Source organism: Erythrobacter sp. Alg231-14 (genome assembly GCF_900149685.1).
GTDB lineage: Bacteria > Pseudomonadota > Alphaproteobacteria > Sphingomonadales > Sphingomonadaceae > Erythrobacter.
The window spans coordinates 2,898,166-2,909,507 of the sequence record NZ_LT702999.1; the positions used below are offsets into that span (position 1 = coordinate 2,898,166).

10 protein-coding genes are annotated in these 11,342 nt (G+C 54.2%); 4 read left to right on the forward strand and 6 right to left on the reverse strand.

Features of this window, described 5'->3' with window-relative positions; translation table 11 throughout:
- Positions 1-5: 5 nt before the first annotated feature.
- The gene (locus BQ8290_RS13865; protein ID WP_108791265.1) at positions 6-1,433 is read left to right on the forward strand and encodes a WecB/TagA/CpsF family glycosyltransferase; all 1,428 of its coding nucleotides are present in this window, start codon (positions 6-8) and stop codon (positions 1,431-1,433) included.
- Here the strand turns inward: BQ8290_RS13865 and BQ8290_RS13870 are convergent.
- The 5 genes from BQ8290_RS13870 to BQ8290_RS13890 form a co-directional block, all read right to left on the reverse strand.
- On the reverse strand, positions 1,427-3,097 hold the full coding sequence (locus BQ8290_RS13870) for a response regulator (RefSeq protein ID WP_108791267.1): 1,671 nt from the start codon (positions 3,095-3,097) through the stop codon (positions 1,427-1,429). The two genes, BQ8290_RS13865 and BQ8290_RS13870, sit on opposite strands and share 7 nt — an antisense overlap.
- On the reverse strand, positions 3,084-4,628 hold the full coding sequence (locus tag BQ8290_RS13875; RefSeq protein ID WP_108791269.1) for an ATP-binding protein: 1,545 nt from the start codon (positions 4,626-4,628) through the stop codon (positions 3,084-3,086). The genes BQ8290_RS13870 and BQ8290_RS13875 overlap by 14 nt, the downstream gene beginning before the upstream one ends.
- Before the next feature lie 220 nt (positions 4,629-4,848).
- Entirely contained in the window at positions 4,849-6,039 is a 1,191-nt protein-coding gene (locus tag BQ8290_RS13880; RefSeq protein ID WP_108791271.1) for an acyl-CoA dehydrogenase family protein, read from the reverse strand.
- A 157-nt stretch (positions 6,040-6,196) separates the two neighbouring features.
- Positions 6,197-6,865: a TVP38/TMEM64 family protein gene (locus tag BQ8290_RS13885; protein WP_337661426.1), complete on the reverse strand. Its 669-nt coding sequence runs from the start codon at positions 6,863-6,865 to the stop codon at positions 6,197-6,199.
- Positions 6,862-7,599: an SDR family NAD(P)-dependent oxidoreductase gene (locus tag BQ8290_RS13890; protein ID WP_108791273.1), complete on the reverse strand. Its 738-nt coding sequence runs from the start codon at positions 7,597-7,599 to the stop codon at positions 6,862-6,864. The genes BQ8290_RS13885 and BQ8290_RS13890 overlap by 4 nt, the downstream gene beginning before the upstream one ends.
- A gap of 51 nt (positions 7,600-7,650) precedes the next feature.
- On the opposite strand from BQ8290_RS13890, the gene BQ8290_RS13895 reads away from it, so the two are divergent.
- The 3 genes from BQ8290_RS13895 to BQ8290_RS13905 all read left to right on the forward strand — a co-directional run bounded on the left by BQ8290_RS13895 (position 7,651) and on the right by BQ8290_RS13905 (position 10,282).
- Positions 7,651-8,178 (forward strand): cyclic nucleotide-binding domain-containing protein, encoded by a 528-nt coding sequence (locus BQ8290_RS13895; protein WP_108791275.1) that lies wholly within the window; start codon positions 7,651-7,653, stop codon positions 8,176-8,178.
- A gap of 161 nt (positions 8,179-8,339) precedes the next feature.
- Entirely contained in the window at positions 8,340-9,284 is a 945-nt protein-coding gene (locus BQ8290_RS13900) for a tetratricopeptide repeat protein (protein WP_108791277.1), read from the forward strand.
- Positions 9,260-10,282, forward strand: a complete 1,023-nt coding sequence (locus BQ8290_RS13905; protein ID WP_337661427.1) for a hypothetical protein — start codon at positions 9,260-9,262, stop codon at positions 10,280-10,282. The genes BQ8290_RS13900 and BQ8290_RS13905 overlap by 25 nt, the downstream gene beginning before the upstream one ends.
- 61 nt (positions 10,283-10,343) lie before the next feature.
- Here BQ8290_RS13905 and BQ8290_RS13910 read toward each other — a convergent pair whose 3' ends face one another.
- On the reverse strand, positions 10,344-11,153 hold the full coding sequence (locus BQ8290_RS13910; RefSeq protein ID WP_108791281.1) for a DUF5522 domain-containing protein: 810 nt from the start codon (positions 11,151-11,153) through the stop codon (positions 10,344-10,346).
- Between the last annotated feature and the right edge of the window lie 189 nt (positions 11,154-11,342).

Below are 11,342 nucleotides of genomic sequence, written 5' to 3' on the forward strand. Positions count from 1 at the left end.
ATCCCGTGAAACACACACCATTCAATGAATTCCGCCTAATCGCTGATGCCGAATTGGAATACCGTATTGAAGCGGACAGAACTCAAACATCGACGGACTTGTTCGGCCTGCCATTGATCAAATCGAACCAGCGCGAAATCGCCAATCATATTTTGGCGCGAGTGGGTGCCAATAAGAAAAGTACGGTCAATTTTTTAAACGCCCATTGCGTCAACATCCAACGCAACGATCCAGAGTACCGAGATGCGTTGGACAATTCAGACCTTCTCCTGCCCGATGGCATCGGCATGGAGATCGCGGCGAAACTGGTAGGCCAAGATCTAGGTGACAATCTTAACGGCACCGATCTCTTTCCAGAGATTTGCCGCGCCGCACAGGATCAAGGAACCGGCATCTTCTTCTTTGGCGGAATGCCCGGTGTCGCGAATGGCGCCGCTGATTGGGCGGCCACTCACTTTGCCGAATTGCGGATCGCGGGCGTTCATTCTGGATATTACGCGCCAGAGAACGAAGAAGCCTTGATCGAACGCATCAATCGATCACGCGCGGGCATCGTGTTGGTGGGATTGGGCGTTCCGCTCCAAGAAAAGTGGATTGCACGCAATCGGCACCGCATTGATGCGCCTGTGGTGATGGGCGTTGGCGGCTTGTTCGATTATTACTCGGGCCGCATCCCCCGCGCGCCAAAAATTGTACGCACTTGCAAAAGCGAATGGGTCTGGCGTCTCGCGATGGAACCGCGCCGGATGGCGAAACGATACATTTGGGGCAATGCAACATTCATGGCCCACGCCTGCATGCAAGCAATCACTATAGCAGAATTGGGGTCACGCATGAACGCATTTGCGAAGCGTTCCATGGATATCATCGGAGCCAGCTTGGCGATTTTGGCTTTGATGCCGATTTTCATCGCAACCGCATTGTCGATACGATCGGAAGACAAAGGCCCGGTGTTTTTCCGTCAGATCCGCGTGGGAGCCGACGGCACTCCGTTCTCGATGATCAAATTCCGTTCTATGTTCACCGATGCGGAAGCCCGCCGGGCGGCTCTGCTGGCGAAATCCGACCGCACGGGAACCTGCTTCAAAATGCGAGACGACCCACGGATCACACGCACCGGGCGGTTTATTCGCCGGTTCTCCATTGATGAACTGCCCCAGCTATTCAACGTGCTTGGCGGCTCCATGTCTTTGGTTGGTCCACGCCCCGCATTGTCGAGCGAAGTGTGTGAATATCGCGGAAGCCAATGGGAACGATTGGGCGGGAAGCCTGGCATCACTTGCACTTGGCAAGTTCGTGGCCGCGCGGAGATCCCTTTTGAACGTCAAGCAATCATGGATCGCGCATACTTAAAGCGCACCAATATCTGGATCGATCTGAAGTTGCTGCTGTCCACTCCAGCAGCCGTATTGAGCGGGAAAGGCGCCTATTGAGGATCACTAACCAGGGCGTTGAAGAGATCGTCGAAAGCCAAAAGGCTTGAGGCGATCTCTCTACGCAAACCGGCGCTTGAGAATGTTGGATCGTTTGCCAACGTCTCACGATATCGGCTTAGTTCTTCAACAATGCCGATTGCGCCAACATTCAAACAAACACCTTTGAGGCTGTGCGCGGCGCGCGACAAACCTTCATCATCTTTGTCTTTGGCGGCTCTCAATACTTCTTCGCCGTAATCACTGATGTCCTTTTTTGCGGCTTCGCGCATTCTTTCTCGATACGCTGCGGGCAGGTCAAAAAACGCTCGCTGAAACAACTCATGATCAAATCGCGCATTGAGCGGTTGAACCGCTTCGCGGCCAATCATCGCTGTCCTGATCGCCGTTTCCAATGCATCGCGTCGCACCGGCTTTGCCAAACACGCTGTCATACCCGCCGACAACAGGCGTTCCCGTTCTGCTTGAAGCGAGTGAGCCGTAACCCCGATAATCGGAGTGCGCGACGTCGGCCCGGATAGCGCTCTGATTTCCTGCGTCGCCTGTTCTCCATCCATAATGGGCATCATCACATCCATCAAAACAACGTCGAACGGTTGGGCGCGCAGCGCTTCCAACGCCTCCACGCCATTGGTGACCGCAACAGTCTCGCATCCAATGCTGGAAAGCATCCTTTCAATCACATAGCGATTGCTTTCGGTATCCTCCGCCAAAAGCACGCGCGGCGCTTCGCCGATTGCATTCCCTTGTATTGGCGTTGCGGCCGTTTTTTCTGACGGCTGGATTGCGAGAACCTCTTGGTCTGCCTCAACCCCGGCTTGCTCGATCATCTGCGACGCAATGTCGACCAATTGATCGCTCGCAAGGCGGACGACCTCGAAATCCTTGCTGTTCGCGCCATCGCCATCGCCATCGGACAGCAGCTCAATCCCACCGTTCAACGAATTCAAAGGCGTGCGAATTTTGTGCGCTATCTCGCTCAGAAACTGCGTTTTTGCGGCCAAAGCGTCGGCGGTTTTCTGCTGTTCTAGAGTGAGCTGCGCGCTCAATCTATCAAGCTCTCTGATGCGTCGTTCGGCCCGCAATTGAAGCGATCGAACTGTCCGCTCATTCGCGCGGCTTAACGTGATGTCCTGCACGGTTCCATACACAGATGACGGACGCGTGGCGTTCGCCGGATCGCGGCGGATCACCCAGCTGAGCCAATGGGTGGCACCGTTGTCATATCGTTTGATGCGATGCTCGTACCGATAATCAATGGCCGGCTTCATCTCAGTAAAGAACTCTACCGCAGAGCGCATTATCCGATCGCGATCCAAAGGGTGAAGCGCCGCAATCAGGCTTTCTGCTGTTGGAATTGCGTCTTTTGGCAACCCCAACAGATTCCCGGCGCCGCTCGACACGCTAAACGCCTTACCTTTTTCGCCATAGATTGTGGCCATGTTTGCCGTAGATTGGGCCGCGAGAAGTTGGCGGCTTTCGATATCCAACCTTTCGACAAGCTCGCTTTCGCGGCGGCTTAGATCTTTGTTCGCGCTATCTAGCTCATGCATACGCGCTTCGAGAGCTGTCTCTGCATCGGCCAAAGCACGTTCAGCCCGATCCAACCGAATGGCAAGAATGCGCGCCTGCTCTTCGATGGGCAGATCTTCAAGCTGCGTCATCGTTATCCTTCGCTAAAACCTTACCCAGCGATCGTGCAATCTGAGTGTTAGGTAGGCAAACAACTTCTGTCTCTGAAATTTTTGTCAGCGCCGGGTCGGTGCTCGCTGATCCGCCATCGGATATAAGCGCAATCACGCGATCAAACTGGGAAAGCACATCTTCGCGAAGATTATCCAGCGAGCCTGCGTCGGCAATCAAGATGGATCGCGTATCGGCCGGATTCTCTTTCGGCAAAGTCTCGTCAAACTCGGCCAACTTAAAACCGTATGCGCTGGCGGTCGCTTCCGCTTGAACGCGGTCGGATGCCCGTTCCACAAGAATGGCAGCGGTGCCATGATGCGTTGAGGCGTCTTTTGCATTGCCTTCCAACGGCGCGTGTTCAAACGGGACACTGAGGGTGAAAGTTGATCCCCGACCCAATTCGCTTTCCACATCGATTGTGCCGCCCATGGATTTGACCAATTCACGGATGATGGAAAGACCAAGCCCCGCCCCAACCGTGCGCCCTAATGAATCGGAACTGCTTGTTCCGAACGGCGTAAAAATACCGGCCACGCGGCTTTCATCCATACCCGATCCGGTATCCTTGATCGCAAAGACCCAGGTGGTTTTATCATTGATCGGTGCAGTGACATCGATCGATATCGATCCCGATTGTGTGAACTTCACCCCATTGGAAACGAAGTTAGAAATGACCTGTTGCAAACGCGCCGGGTCGCCGATCGCGTGCACATTATTGGGACCGCTGACATCAATCCTTAGCCCTTTGCGCCGGGCAAGAGGTCGGAACAATTCCGCGACCCGATGCGCAACGGACAGTGGACGAAAACGCTTTGTCTCCAAATTCTCGGTGTTTTCTCCGATCCGGGCCTGCTGCAAAATTGCATCCAGAGTGTCGAGCAAGACCTCGCTTGAATCTTCAATCAACGTTAGCGCGCGTTCCCTCTCTTGCGCCGATCGCTCGCGTTTCAACTGATCGATAATACCAAGGATACCACCCAGCGGGGTGCGAATTTCATGGCTAACAACGGCCAACAGATTTGCGCGTGCATCCAATTCGGCCTGCGCCGCATCGCGCGCAGCTAGCAATTCTTCCTTGGAGCGTTTCTCATGCGTGATTTCTTTAAGAATTCCGAAGAGTCCAATTACCCCTTCGCGCGTGTGTTCATTCTCAAACGCGGTGATCCCGCTGATCCGTTGGGTTCGCGCCTTGCCGTTGGCCGTGGTCACAACCGTTTCAAACGAAAAATCTTCTTTCCGTTCGATTACCTCAGCAACAATGCGAATGAACTCTTCCCGCTCTTCTTCGACCACGATTTCCGGAAGCCGGTCGAGAGGAATTGGCATGTCGTTCAGACCGATATTGTCCCGCACCCACGATGAAAACTCTATCGTCTGGCGTTTTGGATCCAAAACGAAATGGCCCATGCCAGCAGACGCATGTGCGCGTTCCAACAAGGCCATTCTTTGTTTTAGATCGTAAATTGAATCCAAAGCCAAATCCTGCGGTTCCAACAACTTCAACGTCACATAAACGGTGAATTCTTGATAAGCCTTATATGATCACAATCCTTCACGGAATGACAAAGACTGTCGGATAAGTAAGTTTACAGAGACCTACCGATCCCGTGGGCTTTCACCCCAACCCTGGGTCAGGCGCGGATGTCCGCACATTCCGATGCTTTACCAACAAATGACGCATGCTTCGACGCGTAAGTGGATTTGCATTCGAATTGCTAAGGCGTTGGCTTCACAGTCCTAGGACGTGTTTGGCGATGATGTTCCGCTGAATCTCGTTGGTTCCACCGTAAATACTTTGCGCTCTCGTGCCGAAATAGGTGGCAACTCCGGGCGCGGCGAAAGACGAAATGCCGGTCCATTCTGGGCTCACACTGTCATCAAATTTGCGGATGCCATGTTCGGCGGCCGCAACACAGAATAGACTTGTGATTTCCTGAGCGGTTTCGGTTGCCATGATTTTGAGGATCGATGCCTCTTTGCCCGGCGAACCGCCATCCGCGACCGAACACAAAACGCGCAAAACCGTAATTTCCAACGCATCGACCCGCATTTCGGCCGCGCTCAATCTGGCGGCAAAAGCGTGTTCATCAATCAAACGTTGATTACCTCCCGCCGGTATCTGCGATGCGATGGCGCGGATATGCGCCAATTGCGTCCGCTTGCCACCTATCCGCGCATAGGATGTCCGTTCATTGCCAAGCAGATATTGCGAATACGTCCACCCTTTCCCCTCTTCACCGATGCGGTTGAACACAGGTACGCGCACATCAACAAATTCAACTTGGCTTAGGTGATATTTGCCGTCGATTGAGATGATCGGTTTGACCGTCACGCCGGACTGATCAAGCTGTGCGCAGATAAACGTAATGCCGAGCTGTTTTTTGGCTTCTTTCGAGGTGCGCGTCAGTAGGAAAATCCAATCCGCGTGGTTGGCCGCAGATGTCCAAATTTTGGTGCCGTTGAGGATGTATTCATCACCATCGCGGACCGCTGAAAATTGTAGTGAGGCAAGATCCGAACCCGATCCCGGTTCGCTGTACCCTTGTGCCCAACCGACCGAACCGTCGGCGATACCCGGAAGCCACGTGGCTTTTTGTTCATCGCTCCCAAATGTGTAGACAACAGGTCCAACGTAAACGACGCCCATTGGGGTGACTGTGGGTGCCCCGGCCCGCTCTAATTCTTCATCGAAGATGTACTGCTCTTCGATCGACCATCCCGGGCCGCTATGTTCTTTCGGCCACGCACTGGCCAACCACCCTTTTGAACCCAACGCCATTTCGGCCTTTCGCACCTCGGCGGTGGTCAAACTGGCGCCGCAAGCCACTTTCGCAAGGATGTCCTTCGGATATTCTTCTTCAAAATAGGACCTAATGTTCGCACGGAAATCGTTTAGCTCAGGAGATTGATCAAGGTTCATGCGATGGTTCTTTATGCTTGGGGTACTGCGGATACGCCGGTGGTAGCGGGCCGGCACGCCACTTTGAATGACAGCCCGAAATCGAAACGGAGCCCACGTTCCCAAATCGACGCCCTCTTGGCAAGAAAACTGCAACGATGGAGGCCGGATTTAGAGTTCAGGCGTTCTGAGTGGTTTCGCTCTGCATCCGATACCTTCGATAGACAAACCACCCCGCCCACATCACCGCATACAACCCCAACGCCGCAAATATCGCAGGGCGCGGATCATCCAACGTGCTGATCGATCCGGCATAGGACGCGATCCCCATATAGGGTAGCGTTCCCACGGCCCAGAAAGCGGCAAAGCGCCAGAACGGCATGCGGGTCATACCGGCCATGCAGGCGGTTACTTCGGGTAGGATCGGCGCTGCACGGGCCAACATGATCATGCCCGGCCCATGTGCACTGAACGCCTGACGCATATCGTCCCGCTGCGCCGCATCGCGTATCACTTTTGCAAGGGCACCCTCCCCCCAACGCCAGCAAATGGCGTATCCGCCAAAGGCGGCGATCGCCGATCCTCCCATGGCCGCGGCAAAGCCCCATTCAAACCCAAGGAAGTAGCTGCCCAAAATTACGATGGTGAGCGTCGGCACCGCCACAAACAAATCAATCGCCAACAACCCCACCACCAGAGCCAGCACACTAAGCGCGGACATAGTTCCGGCATATTCGATCCACGCGCGGACGTTGTCCTCGCTCAAAACGCCAAGCAATCGACCAAGAATGAAGGTCGAAGCGAAAATCACTGCCATGGCCAACATGACCTTGATCAAGGTTTTCATGACTCCCCCTTTTGCATGATGCGGTTGGCAAGTGACGGGGAAAGGCGGTTGATCATGCGCAGCAATTTTACTTTGCCAATATCATTGTCACGGTCACCGCGTTCGATGCCGCGAATGATGCGTTGTGCAACATCGTGCGAGGGCAGTTTCCCGCTTCCTCGCCCTGTGGTCATTGGCGTATCAACCAATGGCAAAAACGCTTGACCGACCATCGTGCCTGTGCCCGCCAATTGCGCGCGCAGCCCACACGAAAAATTGTCCAGCCCGGCCTTCGTGGCGCAATACACAGCCGATTCCGATTTGGGCACGAGCCCAAGGCCAGAATTTACATTTAGGATGAAACTTCCCGGCCTTTGACGAAGGCTATGGAGCAGGCCGTGGATCAGTCGGACAGGACTTGTCAGGTTGATCGCGATCTCCGTCGCGATGCTTGATGAATCGAAATCGGGATCGGTGAATTGGGGCAGGAATTGGATCGCGGCACAATTGATCAATCCGTCGATCCCGTCCGGAAACCGTTTGGCAATAGCTTCTATCGCCGCTGTCACGCTTTCCTGATCGGCCAGGTCGGTGGCAATGTGGACGAAGTCGGGCGCACTCTGCGCCGCAACTTGTGATGGCGCACGGCGCGATAGATTTATGACGGTGTTGGACGCACCCAGCGCGCGCAACAGATCGAGGCCAACTCCAGAGCTGCCCCCGGTCAAGACGATGGTTTTGTTTTCGAGTTTCATGGCGCTAATGTATTGCGATCCGCGAACGCGCCGTAATTAACCGAGGTTCATTTGTCGCAATTTCAAGAACTTGTCGTCAAGAACGGACGTGAAGTTACGCTGAAAGCCGGCGATCATGCCTTTATGCAAGGCGACAGCGATTCGAACGTCTATTTCGTCAAATCGGGGCTATTGAAAGCCTATTACATCCGTGCGGACGGTAAAGAGCACATCAAATCGTTTCTACCGGAAGGCGCCATCATCGGCAGCATGGTGGCCTTGGCAGATGGGGACCCGTGCACGTTCAGCTTGGTCGCGAGCGAGCCGACTGTAGCCATAGCGCTTCCCTACAAGATATTATCCGATGCAGCGCAAAGCGACATTACGTTGGCAAATGCATTGGTGGGCTTCCTATCCACATACGGCAAACGCAAGGAACAGCGCGAATATCAATTGCTCAGCCTATCGGCAGAGGATCGCTATGCAGTGATGATTGAAACCATGCCCGACATCGCAGACCGGGTGAGCCAAGCCGATTTGGCGGCCTATATCGGCATAACACCGCAAGCCCTTAGTCGGATTAAACGGCGCTTGCGGTAGTTTGTGCACCGTGTAACCTTTTCGCCGTGCCATACGAAGTGATGGGGAAGACCCGGTTTGGCTTGAGACCCGCGTTTCGGTGTGGAGCATTGGCTTCGCCGGGCCTTTTGAGGTGAAGACTTCACTCGATCAACATTGATTATCGGCAAAGGAATTTTGTGATGAGCATTTCGAAAGCTAACGGATCAAAGCCGCGTCGCAATTTGGCTTCGGCCATGTTGATCGGTTTGCTAATCGCAACGCCGATTTCCTTCGCTTCTGCTGCTGGCGGCGGCGGTGGTGGCGGCGGCGCGCCCAGCTCAAGCACCCCGCGATACGATCCAGCCCAGGAATATCGCGACGGCCTCACTGCATTGGATGCGGGTGATTACGATGCGGCCGTCGATCACTTCAAACGTGTGACCCGCGTTGCCCGTCGCAATGCAGACGCCCAATATCTGTTGGGTGTTTCGTATCTTCGCGCCGGTGAAGCCCGCCGAGCAAGACGCCCCTTAGAATCTGCCGTTCGTTATGCACCAGAGATGATCATCGCGCATCGCGATCTGGCAATCACCTATATCGAACTGGAGCGCGAGGATGACGCGCAAGAAATTTTAGACACTCTGACCGCGCGCCGTGCGGAATGTGGAGAGGCGTGCGCCGAAAAGGTCGGTTTGGACGAAGCGATTGCCGCCATAAACTCTGCAATGGCCGGAGAGGTTCAGGCATCGTATGGACCGAACACCACCCTACTGGCAGATGCGACGAACGCGGATCGCATTTACTATCAAGCAGTCGGGCTGATCAATGACGGCGAGTACGAAGCGGCTCTGCTTAGCCTTGACGAAGCGGCTTTGGCGTTTGGCCCTCATCCCGACATCATGACGTATCAGGGGTTCGCCAATCGCAAACTGGCAAAGTTCGAACGGGCAGAGGCCTACTACAATCGCGCCCTCGCCGTTGCACCCAACCATCTTGGCGCGATCGAATATTATGGAGAGCTAAAGGTTGAACGCGGTGACCTTGAAGGCGCCCGTGAACATCTGGCCCGATTGGAAAACCTCTGTGCGTTCGGATGTTATGAAGCGGAGGAGCTTCGCGCTTGGATCGACAACGCCAATCTCTAATTCTGATTGGTGCGGCGTGGGGCCTATTCGTAACCTCCGCATTTGCTCAGGAACCCCTAACGATTAGGGAATTGGGCTGGCTGTCCGATGATGGTCAGGTTGAGGCTTTAATAACAAAGCCCGCATTCAATCGGCAAACCTTGCTTATGGTCGCAGCCGACAGCTCAATCGGTGAAAGTTACGACAATGTCGATGATTTGGCCGCTGATCTATTGCTGGGCGAGTTCTTGTTTGAAACGCCGCTCTTACTCGGCGGACAGGCAGCAAAGGCGGGTTTGTCTTGCCATTCCTGCCACGTGAACGGTCGAGCCAACCCCCGCTTTCAATTCCCAGCGATATCGGGCGAACCAGGCACCGCTGACACCACGCACAATTTCTTTAGTGAGACATTGGGCAATGGTGTGTTTGACCCGGTTCCCATACCCGATCTCACCAAGCAGGGTAACGTTTCGCATGACCTGATATCCCGCGACCTTGAGCGGTTCTTAGCCACGATCGTGGTGGAAGAGTTTGCCGGATCGCGGCCCGTGCAAGGTGCCATCCCTGCCTTAGCCACTTTCGTCCGAGCACTCCGTTTGGCGCCAACGGATTGGGACAGGCAGACCCAATCGCAATCAATCACACGCGATATTGGCGATGCAATTGCCACAGTTGAAGTTGCTAAATTGCGCTCTGCGAACAGGGAATTTGCACTTGCCGATTTGCTCTTGTCGGGGGCACGCAATAAACTGGCCATGATCCACGAACGATTGATCCCTGAACACCATCACGAAGAACAGCTTTGGTTGATTGATCGATCCAGAAAGATCGGTGACATTCAATCACAAATGAGAGAGGCACGGGTGTCGTCCAACGGCCATGCTGGTAACGTTGATCGCGCCTTTTCGCTTTGGCTCGAAACGGTTCAAACCCAACCCGATTTTGAGGCCATCGAGGCACAATCCCTCTACAATCCGAAGGTACTGATCGAACGCCTAGGTCTAGAAAGTTCCGACTAGACTCTTTGCCCCATGCTCGTCGCATAGATGCATAAGGCGGATAAGTATCCCGCTCTTACAATCATTCGAAGACGATGCGGGTGTGGAATTCTCCGTTCTCGCCGAATGCATCAATATGATCGGGCAATCGCGCTATGAACGCTGCATCAAACCGATCCCCAACCTTAACGTCCTGCACATCCGCACTTACCGCGCTGACAATGCTTTCCCTGCCCGATGACAAGAGATCGGCCAACAAAGCACTGTAATCGGCATTCCAAAGAGGGAACGACAATTGAAGCCGCGATGTTCCGGGGTGTGCTCCAAATGTTTCCTCTCTCCAATTGCGAATATGTTGAAGATGCAAATCGCCAAAGGAAAGCTGCCTGCATTGAGGCACCAAATCGAGCGCTTGGACAATTTGATCGGTGTGATCGACACCAGAATGAAGAGGCACGCCGATAAGCGGCACATTCAAACACTTTGCCTGTTCCACCACATCGTCGATCATGAATTCTTGATGCGCGATGATCCGGCTGCGCGCGTCGAACGTCGTTAGCAACACAAGATTGGTCTGCCCTGCCTTCAACAAAGCGCGATAGGCGAGATAGCTGTCTTTGCCCCCGCTCCAAAAAATTACAGTCACATCGTGATCGGGGTCAGGTCTAACCTCAGTCAGCCACGCGGCCTGTTGGATTTTTCGCGCACGGGCTTCGAATTTCACGTTGTCATGATCGAACGGGCAATGACGACATCCCGCGCCGCAACAGCGGTCACGATCAAGTAAGCCAAGCTTTGTAAAAACAACGTAGCCAGTTTCGGGATCTTCATAGGTGAAATCACCACGATCGCACGCTTCTTCGTGGCGCTGCCAATAGGTTTGATCAGGCAATTTTCATTCACTCCGCATCCGCATCCGAGCACATGCCAATCGGTGCAAGAGCTTGGGCAAACAGGGAGATAGCGACCTTAGCTCGCAGAGCAACGGCGATCTTCAATCCACCATGCAGATGGCTCTATGATCGCCGCGATGTCGCTCGAACTACAAGGCGTTGAATATCGCCCCCTATATGTATCCAAG